At 42.5% G+C, this 19,910-nt stretch carries 8 protein-coding genes; 1 reads left to right on the forward strand and 7 read right to left on the reverse strand.

Translation table 11 applies throughout. The annotated features are described in order from the left end of the window. Together BM176_RS11000 and BM176_RS11005 are read right to left on the reverse strand one after the other, a co-directional pair. On the reverse strand, positions 1 to 3,120 hold the full coding sequence (locus BM176_RS11000) for a SusC/RagA family TonB-linked outer membrane protein (protein ID WP_090103369.1): 3,120 nt from the start codon (positions 3,118 to 3,120) through the stop codon (positions 1 to 3). A gap of 125 nt (positions 3,121 to 3,245) precedes the next feature. Further along, complete coding sequence (locus tag BM176_RS11005) at positions 3,246 to 7,202, reverse strand: two-component regulator propeller domain-containing protein (protein ID WP_090103373.1); 3,957 nt, start codon at positions 7,200 to 7,202, stop codon at positions 3,246 to 3,248. A gap of 226 nt (positions 7,203 to 7,428) precedes the next feature. Between BM176_RS11005 and BM176_RS11010 the strand changes: the two genes are divergently transcribed. Then, on the forward strand, positions 7,429 to 8,400 hold the full coding sequence (locus BM176_RS11010; RefSeq protein ID WP_090103375.1) for an alpha/beta hydrolase: 972 nt from the start codon (positions 7,429 to 7,431) through the stop codon (positions 8,398 to 8,400). A gap of 173 nt (positions 8,401 to 8,573) precedes the next feature. Here the strand turns inward: BM176_RS11010 and BM176_RS11015 are convergent, their stop codons facing one another. The 5 genes from BM176_RS11015 to BM176_RS11035 all read right to left on the reverse strand — a co-directional run bounded on the left by BM176_RS11015 (position 8,574) and on the right by BM176_RS11035 (position 19,741). Continuing rightward, on the reverse strand, positions 8,574 to 8,762 hold the full coding sequence (locus tag BM176_RS11015; protein WP_090102784.1) for a hypothetical protein: 189 nt from the start codon (positions 8,760 to 8,762) through the stop codon (positions 8,574 to 8,576). Positions 8,763 to 8,794: 32 nt separating this feature from the next. Continuing rightward, complete coding sequence (locus tag BM176_RS32895) at positions 8,795 to 8,920, reverse strand: hypothetical protein (protein ID WP_255373491.1); 126 nt, start codon at positions 8,918 to 8,920, stop codon at positions 8,795 to 8,797. Positions 8,921 to 9,243: 323 nt separating this feature from the next. Beyond that, positions 9,244 to 9,807 (reverse strand): DUF6934 family protein, encoded by a 564-nt coding sequence (locus tag BM176_RS11025; RefSeq protein ID WP_090102788.1) that lies wholly within the window; start codon positions 9,805 to 9,807, stop codon positions 9,244 to 9,246. A 402-nt stretch (positions 9,808 to 10,209) separates the two neighbouring features. Continuing rightward, positions 10,210 to 18,858 carry a GH36-type glycosyl hydrolase domain-containing protein gene (locus tag BM176_RS11030; protein WP_090102790.1) on the reverse strand — a complete coding sequence of 2,883 codons (8,649 nt, stop codon included), beginning with the start codon at positions 18,856 to 18,858 and terminating at the stop codon, positions 10,210 to 10,212. Positions 18,859 to 19,318: 460 nt separating this feature from the next. Beyond that, positions 19,319 to 19,741: an OsmC family protein gene (locus BM176_RS11035; RefSeq protein WP_090102792.1), complete on the reverse strand. Its 423-nt coding sequence runs from the start codon at positions 19,739 to 19,741 to the stop codon at positions 19,319 to 19,321. Positions 19,742 to 19,910 lie beyond the last annotated feature (169 nt).

A 19,910-nucleotide genomic window follows, 5' to 3' on the forward strand; every position in this document is an offset into this window, starting at 1 on the left:
TTAAAACTTAACATTCACGCCCACATTTACAATACGCTGTTGCGGATAAAACTGTCCGGTAGTGCTGTACTGTCCACTGTTGCTGCTACCTTCCGGATCATAATCTTTCACCTTTGTAACGGTAAACAGGTTAAAAGCGTTGGCATATACCCGTAGTCCGGCTATTTTAGCCCTTGATAAGATATCCGCGTTGATCGTGTATCCCAGTTCCACGTTCTTGAGGCGCAGGAAAGAAGCATTATTGAGCCAGAAACTATTGGTATATAGTCCACCGTTGATGGAAGAAGAAGCCCTGTCATCTACCCTTGGGTAGCTGCCATTAACATTGGTAGGGCTCCAGCGGTTATTCGCCCAGCTGCTGTAGAAATTACCGATGGTACCGGATTCGGGGAGCACATACTGGCTCACGCGTGTTTGTCCGGAAAATACGATTGACAGGTCAATTCCTTTATAATCTGCTCCCATCACAATACCATACATGATTTCAGGGATGTTGCCATATTTTGTCCTTGTCTGATCATCAGCGGTAATTTTGCCATCTTTGTTATAATCCTCGTAGATCAGGTCTCCCAGTTGTGCACCTGTTACATGTGGATATTTAGCTAAATCCTCTGCTGTTCTGAAGATACCAATTGCATTATACAACAGGTAAGAATTGAGTGGTTTGCCGGTTTTTGCCTGGTAAGACAATGTACCTGCCGCTTCATCTATGAAAACGACTTTGCTTTTAGCATAAGTAATGTTACCATTGATATTATAGTGAATGCCGTTGCTGGTAGTATTGTTATAACCCAGCGTAGCTTCTATCCCGTTGCTGTTTACCTTTCCGATATTTTCTGAAGGTACAAGCGGATCGCTACCATTTGGATTTACGATACCGGACACCTGTGGAATGGAGGCATTCCGTTGTGTAAGGATATCAGTACGTTTCTGCTGGAAGTAAATAAACTCTGCAGTGAAATGCTGTAAAAACTGCATGTTCATCCCCAGATCTAATTTCTTCGATCTTTCCCAGGTAATATTAGGATTACCAAGTTTGGTAAGATCGATACCAGGATGTACTGCAGAACCGATGACATACTGATTATTGAAAGAATAATTGTCGAAGTACTGGAACAGGCCTACATTATCATTCCCCAGGGAACCATAAGAACCTCTCAGTTTCAGGTCATTAATAAAGGTGACAGATTTGAACCATTCTTCCTGGGAAATACGCCAGCCCACAGATACAGATGGGAAGAAGCCATATTGTTTCCCTGAGGGGAAGGTAGATGATCCATCAATACGTGCCTGCGCTTCCAACAGGTATTTTTCCTGGTAGTTGTATGCCAACCGGCCGAAATAACTCTTTCTGGTAAAGTTGTAACTGTTACCTGAATTATTTTTATCAGTAGCCGCTGCACCTCCCTGTGATAATTCCGGTGTTTGTACAGAAGGGAAATTCATCCTGTAAGCACCTAAACTATCCTGGGTAGTTTTGCTCTGTTCGTATGCGATAAAAGCATTGATGTTATGTTTGCCAAACTGGCGCGCATAATTCAGTTTGATATTGGAGGTAAGTAAAGCCCTGTTGAGCTGACCTTCCGACAGGGTAGCCGCACCATTAGAACCGCCCACCACTACTTTATTATAAGTATTGGACGACTGATCAAAATTATATACAGAATAAGGTTTGCCAAATGATTTAGCAAAGCTCCATGATTTATCAATAGAGAAGAATCCATCGAGGAACAGTCCTTCAATTGCAGGGATCTCATAACGACCTTTCAGGATGCCATTAAATACCTGGGTAGGGTTGCGGTTATAACCACCTATATCAGTTACCTGCATTACTGGATTGTTATTCTCGATACCGGAAGTAGGCAATCCATTCGGATAACGTGCAGCCACCGTTGGGTAAGCACGGTAGATACCGCGGAAGATATCACCTGCACTTGTTTGAGAATAAAGACGGTCTTCCTGGCGGCCTGACAAATAAAGGCCTACTTTTAAACGTTTGGTAACATCAGCATCGATATTTGACCGGAAATTGTATTGATGATAATCGGTCACCCCATGCTTGTACAAACCATCCTGTGATATCATCCCCAGGGATACGAAATATTTTACTGCTTCGTTACCACCATTTACAGAAAGACTGTGCTGATTCTGGAGTGCAACTTTTTTCAAAGTTTCCTTTTCCCAGTTTGTGTTCGGATAGTGCAAGGGATCAGAACCGTCTTTGAATTTCTGGATCTGATCGGCAGTATAGAACTGGTTCAAGCCACCAGCAGGTTTATCATAATACTGGATTTCGTTCATGATGGTAGCATAAGTAGCTGCATCCGCCATGTGAGGTAACCTGGTGGGAGAAGAAAATCCCTGGTTAAAGCTATAGTTGATGGAAGGCTTGCCCGTTTTACCCCGTTTGGTGGTTACGAGTATTACCCCATTAGCTGCACGACTACCATAAACTGCCGCTGATGCATCTTTCAGCACGCTGATACTTTCAATATCATTAGGATCAAGCCTTTCCAAACCACCTATTTGTCCTGGCACTCCATCCACTACGACCAATACATCATTGTTGCCGGTAGTTGCCAATCCGCGAATAGAAATAGTGGAACCATCATATCCCGGTTCACCTGAGCGGTTATTAGCGATCACCCCGGAGAAACGGCCAGACAGTGCATTGGAAACATTCGCCTGAGGACTTTTTACCAGATCAGCACCTTTTACCACAGAAATAGACCCTGTAAGGGTAGCTTTTTTCTGAGTGCCATATCCCACTACCACTACTTCGTTCACATTCTGGCTAACAGAAGTCATCGACACACTAACCGGAGAGGCGCTTTTAACAGCTATTTCCTGTGCAGTGTAAGAGATGTGGTTGAAGATCAGGGTATCACCAATAGCCGCCGAAACGGTAAATTTCCCTTCACCATTAGTTAATGTACCCTGATTGGTTCCTTTTACCCTGACACTCACGCCGGGTACGGCCTCTTTCCCTTCGGTCACTTTACCGGTAATATTTAATTTTTGTGCCTGCAATCCGAGTACTGGGAGCAGGAAGAGAAGAATCATTAGCAATGATTGTCGCCGTGATATTAAACACACGGCCGCTGATAAGCTCTTTTTCATAACGGGCATTCCTTTTAAATTGATAACAAGTTGGTTACGCTACATTTACGTGGTAATCTGGCTGTAAATTAGGGGGATAAAAACGACCTGGAGAGGGGGTAAATCATTTAAATGAGGGGGTAAAATCATATTTCACCCCTTATTACATTCAAATCCTGATTAAAAGAATGTCGGTATTTTTTTACATAATCCGACGGATTCATTCCGAACAGTTTAAAGAATTGTTCCCTGAAGTATTTGACATCCCCTATGCCCACTTCAAATGCTGCCTGATTGATGGTATAATTTCCCTTTAGCATTAGTACAGCCGCTCTCCTTAACCGGATAAAGCGGATAAAGGCATTAACAGTTTGCCCCGATATGGATTTCACCTTCTTATATAAACTGGAATGGCTCATGCCTATAGCCTGCGTAAATGTTTTAATGGAGAAATCCTCATTTCCAAGATTAGCCTCTACAATATCTATACATTGTTTTAGGAAATGCTGGTATTCAGCCGGTACCTTTACATAACTTTGCTTCAGAGTGATGCTTTCCAGGAAGTATTGCCGGAGCAGATTCCTGTTTTTTATTATGGTTTGTACTTTTACCAACAGCAGGTCACGGTCAAAAGGTTTGGTAATGTAGTCATCCGCTCCCCCTTCAATTCCTTTTAACCGGGTATCGGCAGAAGATGCCGATGTAAGCAGGATCACAGGAATATGACTGATGGCCTCCGTCTGTTTGATCTTCGTGCATAACTCAACCCCATCCATACCCTCCATCTGGATATCGCTGATTACCAGGTCCGGCATATATTGTTGTACCGCAGCAAAGCCCTCCGTGCCGTTATCAGCCTCATAAACAATGTATTTATCTATAAACAGCTGCTGCAGGTAGTGTCTGATCTCAGCATTATCGTCAATTAACAGGATGGAGCGCTTTTCTGTAATCAGCTCAACAGGAGGTAATGATTCTACCGGTTTACTGTAAACATCTTCTATCAGCTCCTCCAGCAAACCGGACTTACTCCCGGGATCTACTGTTAGCAATGCAGGATCCAGGTGCTCCGTCCCTGTTTTTAACCGGATCAGGAAAGTAGTGCCCTCGTTTATCTGGCTGGACCAGGTAACGGTGCCTTCATGCTTTTCAACGAAATGTTTCACCAGGTAAAGGCCTATCCCGAATCCGGACTTATTACTATCGGCCTGCTGGAACTTTTCAAAAATCTTATCTCCCATATTAGCCTGAATACCCGAGCCACTGTCTTTAAGCATAATCTCCACTTCACTATTAATATGGCGGATCTTACAAAGGATCTCTCCCCCGTCCGGAGTAAACTTGAAGGCATTTGAGAGCAGATTGAAAAGTGCTATCTCAATTTTTTCATAATCGGCATAAATGTCTATATGCTCATTCTCATATATGAACTGATAATTAATATGTCTTGTAGCAGCCTGCTGGGTGAAACAAAGGAACACTTCATTACATAAGGCTACCAGGTCCAGCTTTGTAATTTTAAGCCGGTCCCCCTCACTATCAGCTTTACGGAAAAGCAGTAGTTGATCTACCAGGCTAAGTAGCCTCCGGGCATTCCGGTATACCACACCAAGATTTTCATTATCCTTTAACTCTTTGAGCGGGTTTATAATTAATGTCAATGGTGTTCTGAACTCATGTGAGATATTGGTAAAGAAAGACAGCTTTCTTTCATTGATCTCTTTCTCTTTTTCATTTTCCAGGTGCGCAAGCTTAATTTCATATTTCAGCCTTTCCTGCCGGGACCGGTATTGAGTAAAGAGATAAATACCGAGCAATACAAAGGCCACATATAACCCGTAAGCCCACCATGTTCTGTACCAGGGTGGCAGGATAATGATCCTCAGCAACCGGATCTCTTCCCCCCATTGCCCATCCGGATTGGTGGCTTTTATTTTAAAGGTATAATCCCCTTCCTGCAGACGGGTATAATTGGCCGTCCGGGCTTCTCCCGAATAGTTCCACATCTTATCCCAACCATCCAGCAGGTATGCATAACTAATCTTATCGGGCGAAGAGTATTCAAGGGCTACAAAATCCAGGGAAACGGCTGCTTTATTATAAGGAATCCTTAATTCATGTACATTTTCCAGGGATCTTTCAGAAACGTAGGTATCGTTTTGTTCTACTGGTATATTATTGATCCGGATACCTGTCAGGAAAACCGGGGAAAATCTATTCCGTTCATAAATACTATCCGGATAAAAGATGTTGAATCCTTTGATGCCTCCGAACATAAATTCGCCCGATGTCAGCTTTAAGGCAGCATTAAAAGCGAATTGATTACTTTGGAGTCCGTCGGATTGGGAAAAGTTTCTGCTGGTGCGATGAACTGGATCAAACCTGGCCAGCCCGTTAAAGGTACTCAGCCATAGGTAGCCCTTATTGTCTTCCAGTAAGCGGAGAATGGAATTACCAGGTAGGCCGTCTGCATCCGTAAAACGGATAAATTTACCGGACTGTGTATTGAACAGAAGTAATCCGCCTTCTGTACCCACCCATAGATTTCCCCGTTGATCTTCATGAATGGTACGAACAGTATAACCAATGGGATAAATCCGGTGTTTCTTATTAACTCGGTCAATCTTCACCAGGGAAGAATAATTACCTCCCCATATATTCCCTTTACGATCTTCTGCCAGGCATTGAATATTAACCAGGCTTTTATCGAACAGCTCAAACTTATCTGTATTCCGGTTAAACAGGTACAACGTACCATTGTTGGTAGTACTAGCCCAGATATTTTTCTGAGCATCTTCATAAATGATCCAGAGATTATTTTCTTCAGCATTCGTGAATGGATTGAAACACCTGAAATGATCAAATCCATCGGTCTGTTTGTTGTACCGGTTGATTCCCCCAAACCAGGTAGCTACCCAAAGATCACCGTGGGAATCGTGCAGAATACCGGTAATAAAATTACTGCTGATAGAATTTTTCACCGCAGGATTTAAAGTATAATCCTTTACAGTATTGGTTTCCCGGTTCCAGAGTTTCAGCCCGCCGCCATCTGTACCAATCCAGATATTCTTCCCTTCTCCCTCACAGAAAGAAAGGATAAAATTATTGACGCCACCATTGTTAAAAGCATGTTGTTCGAATAAGTTCTGCCTGGGTTCAATAATGTTCACCCCACCCCTAAGCGTACCGATCCATTTCCGGCCTTCCCTGTCCTCATAAATAGAGTACACAGAATTACTACTCAGTGGTTGTTTGTTGTGAACCGCCTTATTATTATTCACCAGGAAGATGCCGTTGCCATCCGATGCCACCCAGATCTCTCCCTGTTTGTCTACGCAGAGGTTAACAATTTTACAACTTTGCTCCAGGTAGTTGGGGGAGAAAGTATGATCGAATTTGAAAAGTCCCTGGTCTGTCCCCAGCCACAGATGACCATTTCTATCGAATTTCAGGCAGTTGGCCCACTTTATTTCTGTGTTGATAATGGTAATAGTCCGGGTGCGACAATCATACCTGCACAGTCCTATATCCTGGGCAAATATCCAGGCAGCAGTACTATCTATATCATAGTCAATAGCAGTAACCTCGTAATTTGTGCTTTTCCCAATCGGGATCTTCCGGCCGGTATTGGGATTCCCTTCAAAAAGCAACAGTCCGTTGTTTTCTGACCCTACCAGGATGATCCCACCTTTCCCAGCCTTAATAATATGGATATTGCCTTCAACGGTTTTACCGGTAGCAGCATACCTGGCGGGAGAGAAATGTTCATTCAGGGGATTAAAAATGCTCAATCCCTTGCGTCCACCTATCCATAGCCGGTAATTGGCATCACCTTCAATTGTATAAATTCCGTTATCTAAAAGAGAAGTGGTATCCCCTATCTTATTCCTGTATATTTTACATTTGTACCCATCGTAACGGTTGAGCCCATCATAGGTACCGAACCACATAAAGCCTTTATAGTCCTGATATACATTGACAACCGCATTATTAGACAACCCGTCTTCTATGCCCAGATACCTCACAGGATACCCGGTAGCAAAAAGACCATTTGTAATAATGATCAATAATGCAAGCATTGTTCCTGTTCCCTTTATCCCCATACTCTCCATTTGAAAGGCGAAATATAGTAACTTTTTTTTTGTTGAATAATATTCCGGGCACAAATTCTGCTGCACCTTAATATCTACAACACTTAACATAATTTATACATTGACAACCGGGCAGATCATGGATAGTTTTGTATCCTCTTAAATTAGATATATGAACATTCCAAAGATTGCACTGCTAATTTTCTCATTATTATTCACCTTTCAAAACCCAGAAACCATGGCACAAGCCCTCGATTATGCAACTGACCCACATTTGGTTAAAGCTGTAAAAGATTTTTTAAAGCCGTTAAACGGAGGAGGCCCTCCGGTAGAAAGTATGGATAAAGTTGCCGCTCGCAACGTACTTACAGGCGCCCAACAAGCATTTAAAGTAGATCTTTCCGGTATTGAAGAATCAGAAAAGACCATTACTTCTGAAGGTTATACTGTGAAGCTGAATATTGTTCGTCCACAGGGCGCTAAAGGTAAATTACCCGTATTCATCTTTATTCATGGCGGTGGCTGGATACTGGGCGATTTCCCTACACATAAAAGGATGGTGCGCGACCTGGTAGTATTATCTGGTTATGCAGCCGTATTTGTTAACTACACGCCTTCTCCGGAAGCACATTACCCACAGGCCATTAATGAAATCTATGCTGCTACAAAATGGGTAGCTGCTCATGGAGATGAGATTAATGTAGATGGCAAAAACCTGGCGGTAGTAGGCAACAGCGTAGGTGGTAACATGACAGCCGTAACTGGTTTAATGGCGAAAGACAAGAAAGGTCCTGAAATCAAATTACTGATTATGATGTGGCCGATTGTAGATGCCAACTTTGACACTGAATCTTACAAGTTGTATGGTGCACAACGTTTCCTCACTACTCCATTAATGAAATGGATGTATGATCAGTATACTACCGATCCTAAACAACGAAAAGAAATTTATGCATCACCATTACAGGCTACAACAGAACAGTTAAAAGGATTACCACCTGTATTAATTCAGGTTGCTGAAAATGACATTCTGCGGGATGAAGGAGAAGCATTCGGCCGTAAGCTCGACGAAGCAGGTGTTACTGTAACCACAGTACGTTATAACGGTGTGATCCACGATTTTGGATTGTTGAACGGATTAGCGGAACTACCGGCAACAAGGTCGTTGTTTGTACAAGCAGCAGCAGAGTTGAGGAAGTATCTTAAATAATTGGGTGACCAAAAGGTTTAGTTTGAATGGGGCGACTAAAAAGTGAGAGATCCTTTTTAGTTCGCCTCTTTTTTTTGATTAGTACCAGAGATACCAATAATCAGCCCGACAGGAAAATCTTGCAATAAAAAAGCCTATTTATTAGGAACGGGCTTTCAATAAAATTGAATCGCTTACTCCGGTTCAAAACTTCTCCTTAATGCAGCCATACAAGCATCAGCCTGTTCTTTTGTTCTAACCATCAGGCCTAGTGCCGATCTGTTTCGTGCCTTTACTCTTATTATTTCCGGTTTACCCGTTATCCGGGCTTTTTCAGTCAAGGCATTAATTTTTTCGTCTATTTTTTCTCTTACATCTATCATAATTGTGAATTTAATGTTTTATAGAATTTAGATTACTCCAAATCAAAACTTCTCCTTAAGTCGGCCATAAAAGCATCTGCCTGTTCTTTTGTTTTAATGATCTGGGCCAGTGATGATCTGTTACACGCCTTTACTCTTTTTTTTCTGGTATTCCGCATGTCCGGGCTTGTTCAATCAAGGCATTAGCCCTTTCTCGTACTTTTGGATCTATCATAATTGTAAACTTAATGTTACATCGAATTTAGATTACTTCGAATCAAAACATCTCTTTAACGCAGCCATACAATCATCCGCCTGTTCTTTTGTTCTAATGATCTGACCTAGTACTGATCTGTTTCGTGCCTTTACTCTTATTATTTCTGGTTTACCCGTTATCCGGGCTTTTTCAGTCAAGGCATTAATTTTTTCGTCTATTTTTTTACATAAGTCCATCATAATTGTAAATTTAATGTTTTATCGAATTTAGATAATTGCAACTACATTAAGCGCTTTTATTTTTAAAAATAAAATAATTATACATGCACTCCATTTTTCTCGGACTATCCCGTGTAATCCTTTCCCAATCAGATTTAACGTCGTTAAAATCAAAAGGATTTTCATATTGATATTTACCAAATCTGGTTATCCTCACATAATATTTCAATGCTCCCATATCAAAATAATTATCCAAATAATCAAAGTTATTTAGAATAAACCTGTAGTACATAAAAGCACGACTATTGTTAGAGCCATCAATACCCAAATAACGATCCGGATGAAGAGCTAAATAAGCCCGGGCATGCGACAATATTGTGGAAAAAACCTTTGAATAGTCCTTATGTATTAACTGCGCTTTATCATCCAGTTCTCCATCCTGATCAGGTGGACCAAAAGCTAAATTGTAAACATTCGGCATTAATTCATGAGCATCCGTACTTATTTTCACAATTAAAGGAACTGTACTACCATCTGCCTGTTCTGCTACAAATCTGGCCGATGTCAATTCACCGGATGCTGAATTTATGTCATAGACATTATCGAAATTAATTTTAACTGCAATTGCCATTGAGTTTAATTATTAAATTAAAAAATCAAATTGCATATAAATAATGCAATGCACAAAATATACCTAAGACGACTATTACATCGCCAATACATGCTTAATAATAACAATGACATCGCTTTGAACTTATTGAAAAGTCCAGGCCATTACATTGCATACAAATCCAATCCGGTCTTTGTTAAAAACAAAAACCTTTATAGATTCTATAATTTTTTGATTAGGGGGTAAAACAAAACAACTAATACCTGAGTTGTATCTATTGCGAATGTACAAATTTTATAAATCCATCCAACTTATCAAATAAATTTTCCTAAACTTTTTTTTATAAAGCAGCTAAAGGAAGGATATAAAAGTAAAAGGGTGCATCATTGTTATAATGCACCCTACCTATAAAGCTATAAAGTTTTAAATACTGACATACACATCAATATCATGCTCTAACCCATCATCTACCAGTTTAATCATAGTTTTTGGATTTCCATTGGCTACCTGGAAGACTGTGATATTGTATACAGATGTACCGTAATGGTAAGCAATAGTTACGGAAGGCCATGACAACGGAAAACAAGGTTTGAAATATAAATGATCTGCCTGTAGTTCCATCCCTAACAGGGAACTAATAATAAACTGATACATCCATCCGGAGGAACCTGTGTACCAGGTCCATCCGCCTCTTCCCTTATGCGATTCATTTGCATATATATCAGCAGCCATCACATAAGGCTCTACTTTATATACCTGTATCGCAGCAGCGTCGGACGTATGATTTAAAGGACGGATCATATCAAATAGCTCCCATACTTTTTCACGGTTACCTAATGCAGCAAAGGCCATAAGCGCCCAGATAGCAACATGGGAATACTGCCCCCCGTTTTCTCTTACTCCTGGTACGTACCCTTTAATATATCCCGGATTAGGACCATTGTTATTAAATGGAGGATCAAGCAACTGAATCAGTTTCAGATCCCTTCTTACAAGGTGTTTATCCAGGGATGCCATCGCCATTGTAGTTCGCTCTGGTTCGCCGGCACCGGACAATACAGACCAGCTCTGTGCTACAGCATCTATACTGCATTCTTTGTTCTCCTTTGATCCCAGGGGGGATCCATCATCAAAATAAGCGCGTCTGTACCATTCTCCATCCCAGGCAGCAATTTCAGTATTTAACTGTAATTGTGCTGCTTCCATTTTACAGGTATTTGAAAATGCCGTATCACCGTAACTGTTAGCAACAACTGAAAAACGCTGCAACACATCGTACAGGAAAAATGCCATCCATACGCTTTCTCCTTTCCCTTTGTTGCCTACCTGATCCATCCCATCATTCCAATCGCCGGAACCGATAAGGGGCATGCCATGCTGTCCATACCGGAGGCTATATTTAATAGCACGTATACAATGTTCGTATAGAGACGCTTGCAGGTTACCATTCACAGGAAGATCATATACTGAATCTTCTTCCGGATGCAAAAGGCGGCTTTCCAGGAAACCTACGGATACATCCAGGATATCCTTTTCACCGGTTGTTGCAAGGTATCTTGACACCACAAAGGGCAACCATAACAGATCGTCGGAGCAATGCGTGCGCACTCCCCTGCCTTCAGGCGGATGCCACCAGTGCTGCACATCACCTTCTGCAAACTGACGGGAGGCACTTAAAAGAATCTGCTGACGGGCTATTCCCGGTTCTGTTGGTAACAATGCGAGTACATCCTGCAATTGGTCCCTGAAACCAAATGCGCCGCCTGACTGGTAAAAACCACTGCGGGCAAAAATCCTGCAGGCAAGCGTCTGATAAGTGAGCCAGCCATTAACCAGGATATTCAGTGATTGATCCGGCGTAGTGACCTTTACGGCGCCCAACAATTCTTTCCAATAGATCTTTACATGTTGTAAGGATTCCATCACCAACTCCTTATCTGCAAATTTCAGAATAAGTGATTTTGCCTGCCGGGTGTTTTCTTCACTCCCCAACATAAAGATGATATCCTTTTCTTCACTATCCAGCAGGTCAAATTTAACCTGTAATGCTGCACATGGGTCCATACCGGCACCACTCCTGCCTGAGAGCTTTTTACGATGCAATGCCTGCGGATCTTCCAGGTTCCTGTTCCTTCCAATAAAGGCTGAACGGTCTGCAGTGAAACTCTGCTGACTTGCACCATTTACACTGAAAAAAGCAACCCTTTCCGTAAAAGCAGTATTATATCTGTTACGCAACAATAAGGCACCTGCCTCTTCATCAAATTCTGAAATAACATGCATATTTGTTTTAGCACGCACATCCCCCAGTATTATTTCCATAAAGCCGGTGGCAGAAAATTTACGTTCACGGCCTGAAGAGTTTTTCACTTTCAGCACAATGAATTTAACAGGCAATTCCTTATCTACAAACATGCACATCTCTGAAGAAATGCCCTGTTCTTTATGTTCGAATATAGTATAACCAAAACCATGTGTTATGATGTAGGGCGTGTTCCATTTTGTGGGGAAGGGAGCGGGTGACCAGAAAGCTCCTGATTCCTCATCGCGCAGATAAAATGCTTCTCCTCCCACATCACTTACAGGATCATTACTCCAGGGAGTAATGCGGTATTCATGCGCATTAACAGCCCATGTATATGCGGACCCACTTTCAGATACTACTGTTCCAAAGCTGGGGTTAGCAATTACGTTCACCCAGGGAGCCGGGGTTGTTTGTCTTTTGTCTGTGATGATCTTATATTCTTTACCATCGGATGTAAATCCTCCGGTTCCGTTAAAGAACAAAAGATCTGTAGGTAAGGCAAGCACCGGTGAAGGAAGGAGATCTTTTGCTACCACAGGTTTATGTTCGAGTAACGGTGGCAATATCTTTTCTGCATAATGCATGTTCACCTGTTCGGATAATGTACCCTTGCTATCATAAATGATAATCCGTGCCACACTTTCGAACAGTATCCTGTCTTCCGAAGAAAGCTGATCTGTGGATTTCACAAATACATTTCCAGGCTTGCTATAACCCGGAGCACTGTTAATTGCTTCTGCGGAGATTAGGCTAAGTATCTGGTCCTGGAGTAACTGCCGGTAAGCGCCGTGATCTTCATTCCAGATTACCAGATCTACTTCCAGTCCTTTTAACCGCCAATAGGCATGTGCCTGGATCATCTGGCGCACCAGTTCCATACTTTCCTGTTCGTAGATATGGAGTAAAATAACAGGCAGATCTCCCGAAATGGAATGACTCCATAAACCTGATTGTCCGCGGAAATTATTGAGGATCACAGATGAATCTGCACGCAGATCGGGATTGCTGTATATTATAGATGCTGCCAGGCGATCATATAATTGCGCGTCGGCTTCTGTCGCGTTAATTTGTCGTAGTAACACATGGCTATGTGTCCAGGAGAGTTCAAATGCACGATTTTTCAGGTGTTTATCCTGGTACTTATGCATCAGCCCTTCACAGCCTTCTTTTGTTTCGCTGATACCATAAATCAGATCGATCGTAACAGTCTGACCCGGTTTGATACTGATCCGGTAACGGATGGACATTATCGGATCTAATACTGCGCCCTCCTTTCCGGAAAGCAGATCATGATCCATTGCCTGCGGATTCGCTGCTGTTCTTCCCCTTCCAATAAACTGCAAACGGTCTGTTTCATAAGATACAGCCTCTGCCACTGCGCCACTCACATTCATCAGGTGGAACATCCAGGGTGGTCTTTCTGCTTCAGATCTTGGACGGCGTGTACAAAAAACAGCTCTATGTTCCGGGATCACCTCTGTTTGTACAAACAGGTTACTGAATGCAGGATGCGCTTCATCAGAAGCCTGTGTGGCCATCACTACTTCCGCATAACTCGTGATCTCTAATATCTTTATCGACGGGTTCCTGTTCGTAATTCTGATCCGTCTCATTTCTGCATCATCTTCGGGAGAAATGACAATCTCTGTGCGGGTATCGATACCAAAATCCTGTCTGCGGAACTCCACATGTCCCTGGGAGAATACCGCTTCATATACTTTGGATATATGCAGGGTTGGCTGATAAGTATTGGACCAGAATCTTCCGCTCTGTACATCTTTGATATAACAGAAAATGCCGCGGTCGTCCTTTGTACTATCTTCCCGCCAGCGGGTAACGGCAAGATCTTTCCACCGGCTGTAGCCGCCGCCCGAATTGGTAACCATTACCTGGTACCGGCCATTGCTCAGCAGCTGTATCTCGGGGATAACAGTGTTTGCGGTGGTAATACTTCTTACAGGAGTATCCGCGGTGGCTGTATGCGTTTCTATAATATCTGCCGTATGGGAGTAAAAGAGGGTTGCTCTTGGAATACGTTCCTGCAGTAATAATAAGGTAGCCTGGAAACGGAGTTCGGCAGAAAACCGTTGTTGCATGGGTTTATTCAACAGCACATATGCCAGTGATAAAAGTCCCATGCCCTGATGATGCACCATAAAAGACTGTACAATGGTGTTTGTCTTTCCTCTCGGTTGGCGGATATTAGTATAATCCACTGCCTCATAAAAGCCAAACTCACCCTCAAAACCTTCATCTGATAATAATTTCAGGTTCGCGCAGGCCTTTGCTGGCATTACCATTAAAGCCAGCATAGACGCATAGGGTGCAATAACCAGATCTTCTTCCAGGCCACGTTTGAGGCCCAATCCCGGAACTCCGAATGCGCGGTACTGGTAGTTGAGGTTAGCATCCACCATGTTATACCCGGATTCTGAAATACCCCAGGGAATGCCACGCTGCCCGGCATATTCTATCTGCCGTTTTACAGTTGCTTTATTTGTCTGATAGAGTAAAGTATTTTCATAAGCAGGCATCACCAGCTGTGGCATAAGGTATTCAAACATAGATCCACTCCACGAAAGCAGGATAGGATCTCCTCCGGAATTAGTAAGCAGCCGTCCAAGGGCAAACCAACTTTCCTGTGGTAGTTTCCCCTGTGCAATGGCTACAAAAACCCCAAGTCTGACTTCGGATGCCAGCAAGTCGTAGTAACTATCATCTTTACGATTCTCTTCTACATTATAACCGATCCTAAGTAAACTGGTCGATTTATTGAACAGAAAATCGTATTCCACATCACTGAACTGTTCACATTGTTCCTCCATTTCTTCCAGCAACATAATCCTGTCTTCCGCCTGGTTGCTACCTTCTTCCAGACTTGCAAGCATGGCTGTTAACCATTCTATTTCTTCTGCTGTATTATCTTCCTGCAGATACATTCCAATATGCGGCAAAAGCATTCTGCTCATCTCTTTTATCTCCTCCAATGAAGATATCCTGCCTGTTATTTCCAATAGAGGAAAACGCTCCGGAATGGGTAGTAATTTCATCCATGGAGTCAGATGCTGCAAATCATCCCTTATATTCTTTAACTGAAGTAATAATCTGTTTGTCCATTTAATTATATCAGATTCACCATTTCCATGATGCTCGGCTAACACATTTGTCAATGCCACCAGTTCATCCAGGTGATCTTTTACAATATGAATGAAAGGACTCATTTCACGATCTGCAGCGATCAATACTGTCTGGATCTTTTGTATGATTTCACTATGACGTACTACTGACAAGCCACGGATAATATCTGCAGTGGTTATCAGCCCCTGGTAAATATTGTTGCTGAATACCGGTTGTTCCGGTAGTGAAATAAGTCCCTGTCGTAAAGTTAACAGATGTCCCAACAAGTTGCCACTATCCACAGTGGATACATACCGGGGATACAATGGTCGTAGTGTTTCGGTATTGTACCAATTATAAAAATGACCTCTGTAACGTTCCAGTTTGTCCATTGACTGCAATGCATGATAACTTCTCGTTACCAGTTCTCCACCACCGATATAACCGAAATCGTATGCTGTAAGATTAGCGAGGATTGCCAATCCCATATTAGTAGGTGATGTACGGTGAGCAATGACTGCCACTGGTTGCTCCTGGAAATTATCCGGCGGCAGCCAGTTTTCCCGGACAGTGACAAACTGTTCAAAGAACGCCCATGTTTTACGGGCTGTTCTGTGCAGGAACAGGGATTGATCTTCATCCAGTCCGTTTGTTTCTTCTGCTTCCGGTATACTTAATCGCCAGGATAGTGCAGGTGCCAGCAACCATAAAGAAAGGATCGGGTAAGCAATAAAGAAAGAGGCCTGATTCATGTATAGGAACAAACTACCAGAAACAATAGCCAACAGAGGAGCTATCCACATAGACCTATAAACAGACCATACATCGTAATGCATATTTCTGGCAGCAGTAGCAGAGGTTGTCCATTGCAGCAGATGACGTTTAGAAATAATCATCCGCCAGTTTGTAAGTATTACAGCGTTCATATTCATAAACGCTTCGTAGGGTAATACCGTTAGTCCGAAAACAAAACGGAGCAGTACATCTCTAACGAAAATGCCTACTTCCTGCAGATGTGCCTTCAGTGTAATGTCGGTCGGTTTGTGGATCAACTGCCATGCAGCAACTGTCATCACCGGTAATAAAATAATTACTGTTACTACAAGTGTCCAGAACCAGGGTAAAGGCAATATTGTCCATCCACATAACAACAGGAGCAACATAGAAAACGGCACAAAACTTCTGCGGAGATTATCAAAGATCTTCCATCGTGATAAACCAGATAATTTGTTCCTCACGATGTGTCCTTTGCCATTGGTCACAAAAGGCAGCATCCATGCACCTATTTGCCAGTCTCCACGGATCCAGCGGTGATGGCGTTTTACATCTGACGAATATTGCGCGGGGTTCTCTTCATATAAAAGTACATCACTCAGCAAACCTGCGCGGGCATAACAACCTTCCAGCAGATCATGACTGAGTATCCGGTTTTGTGGCAGCACATTATGGAGAGTTTTCTGGAATACATCAACATCATAAATTCCTTTACCGATAAAGGAACCTTCGCCGAAAACATCCTGATATACATCCGAAGATACACGGGTGTAAGGATCTATACCAGATACATAACCCTGCATACGCAGGTAGAGCGAAGTAGCCTGTTTAGGAATCCCTGAATCCACACGGGGTTGCAGAATACCATATCCATATGTAACGCGTCCTTTTTGCGGGTTATAAATAGCACGATTAAGCGGATGCGCCATCGTGGCAATAAACTTCCAGGCGGCCTCACGGGGAAGTTGTGTATCAGTATCCAGGGTAATCACATATTTCACCTGGTTAAGTATGGTAGTTCCTCCTATAATTAAAGAAAATGCGTCTCTCCCCTTTCCACGTAAAAAAGCATTGAGTGCATACAGCTTCCCTCTTTTACGTTCATAGCCCATCCATTTCCGCTCACGACTATTCCATGTTCTGTGGCGGTGAAAGAGGAAGAAAAGATCTGGTTGTTTGTATTTTTGATTGAGTGCTGTTATCCTGCTGACTGCCAGGTCCAGTAATTCATCATCTGCTGGCATTACAGCCGTATCGGCATCCATAAAATCCGTAAGCAGACCAAAATGCAGGTTTGCTTCCCTGTTTGCCAGGAAACGTATTTCTAACGCTTCTACGAGTTCTTCAATATCCGGCACGCTGGATAACATGGTAGGAATAATCACAAGAGAGCGATATTCTTCCGGGATACCTTTAGAGAAATCCATTCGTGGCAATGAAGTAGGCCCTACCCATATAGTGCAAAACCAATTTACCAGCGATACTGCCAGTTGGCCGGCACATGAAAGAGTAATCAAACCTAACAATGACAGGATCCACCAGTTATCAGTACCATTCTCATATGCCAGCAGGCACATGGCCCCTGCCATTATCAATGTCAGGGAAAAAATAGATGCCAGATATAATGTAACAGGCATTTTCCGGGCAATGCGCTGCAGCTTTTGTTTGATAGTATAGCGCATGCCGCTTATCTGCTCCGTACTTCTTACGCCTTTATCTACCAGATAATATCCTACATGGCTTTGCCCACCGGTCCCTTCAGGAGCAGTAAGCGCAATTGCTTTTTCTGCTACATCCGTTTCTGATAATGGGGATGCTTTAGATATTTTTTCCACCACATGCCGGTATCTATCGCGTGTAGAAAAATCCATGAGCGGATAAGTAGCATCCTGCCGGAGTACATGCTCTACACTACTGAGTGCTTCCACAAATTCCCGCCAGTCGGTAGCCCCGAGGAAACGCAAAGTACCAATGCTGTTACTTACAGAAACCTGATCGGCCGCCTGTTTCTGGTTTTCCTGCCGGACAAGGTCGTTACTGTTTACCCCCATACCGGAGAGTTGTTGCTCCATCCAGTTGAGCGGCAATGCCAGTACAGGACCTTTTCCCTGTAACGTTCTGGTAAAAGCTGCTACGAAGGGACCTGTAAGCGCTGGTTTTGACCGCACCATATCGGCAATGGTCAGGATAAGGTTACCCGGTTCTTCAGTAACGATCGTCATCATTTTTTCCGACCAGTAATCAGCCATGTCACGGTCAATCATATCCAGGGCTATTTTCCCGGATACCCTGCGAAGATTTTCGATAACGGCCAACCGGAGCATAATAGGGATTGCCCACAATTCCCCCAGTGCCAGCACACTATGGGTCTGATAAGATACAATAAAACTGCTGAGGCTCTTTACGTCTACCCTTCCATCGCTATGCGCAATAATTTCCAGTACAATATCATATACACGTGGCATTCCGGCAGAAATACCTTCTGCCAGGTAAGGCAATCCTTCACTATATCCTTTGGGTAAATGTTTTTTAGCAATGACCACCTGTTCTTCTATCAGGTAGAAATTATCCAGCAACCACTCCCCCGCGGGCGTAATGGTTTTGCCCGACCGGATACTTTCCACCAGCAGGTTACGAACTTCCAGTAAGATTTTTTCATTGTTGTCAAGTCTCTTTAGCAGCAGATCAGAAACATTACGCTTCATCAGCTTGTGCGAGCGGGCAACCACCTGACCGTGGCGGTTCATCTGATCCGAGCTGTAGAGTTCCGAGCGGAAAGGCTCTTCTATATCATCAATCCGGATAGCGGTATCTCTCTGAAAATAAACCCGCAACCGTGACAAGATATCGAAAACCGTACTCGTTGTTACCTTCATATGACAGTCTTAATTGAAAAGCATCGACTAGTAAAAAGAAATGAATAGAGATACAGATAATCTATTTAGAACGTTTCGATTTAACAGAAAGAGACTAGTAAGAATAATTATTTTTCTGAGATCAGAGTTAATGCAGATTGCCAGGAAGTAGAAATCTCAGATCGTTGATTTCACCAATTAAATCTGGTGGTCATGAAGATAGTCTTTTTCACGCGAACCGGCAGATATAATAATAATCAGCATTATAAGAAATCCATAATTTGTACAATTAATTATGTTATCTGGCAATTGTGGTTGTCAGTCCGATGAGATAATTTTACAGTAAGTTATTGTTACAAAATCAGTGTAACAGTTGTAGGTTAAAGTAATGGCCGGAATAATCCTATTCCGGCTTTTTCAATATTGATCCATAAAAAAAGCCAGGATCTCTCCCGGCTTCATTTCATTATTCTTTTTTAAATTATCCGTAAATCACATTTAATGTAATAGGTGCACCGGTCAGCAGTTTGGAGATCGGGCAATTTTCCTTCGCCAGTTGAGCACTCGATTTAAATGCTTCTTCAGATACGCCATCAATCTTTGAAGCGGTTAATTCCAGTGCAATACCTGTAATCTTCTGGGAAGCAGGATCCAGTTCAATCACTGCTTTGGTATCCAGATCACCGGCAGTAATTCCCTGTTGTGTTAAAATAGCTGATACAGCCATTGTAAAACATCCTGCATGACCTGCAGCAACCAGTTCTTCCGGATTGGTGCCTATACCGTCAGCAAAGCGGGTATTAAATGAGTACTGGGTTTTATTCAAAACAGTGCTCTGTGTTGAAATGTTACCTTTACCTTCTTTTAAGTTACCGTTCCAGTGTGCATTTGATGTTCTTTTCATTTTGCTTGATTTTATAACACAAATTTCAGGGTAATAGTTGATAATGATTTTAACCCAGGTTAAAATGTGCAATAATTTCGAGGGTATATACAAATAGTCAGGATATTTTCTATTTTACATTCACCCATTTCCAAAAATGGGTGTAGTTCTTATTTTAATTAAACAGGTC

Source organism: Chitinophaga sp. CF118 (assembly GCF_900112615.1).
Classification (GTDB): domain Bacteria; phylum Bacteroidota; class Bacteroidia; order Chitinophagales; family Chitinophagaceae; genus Chitinophaga.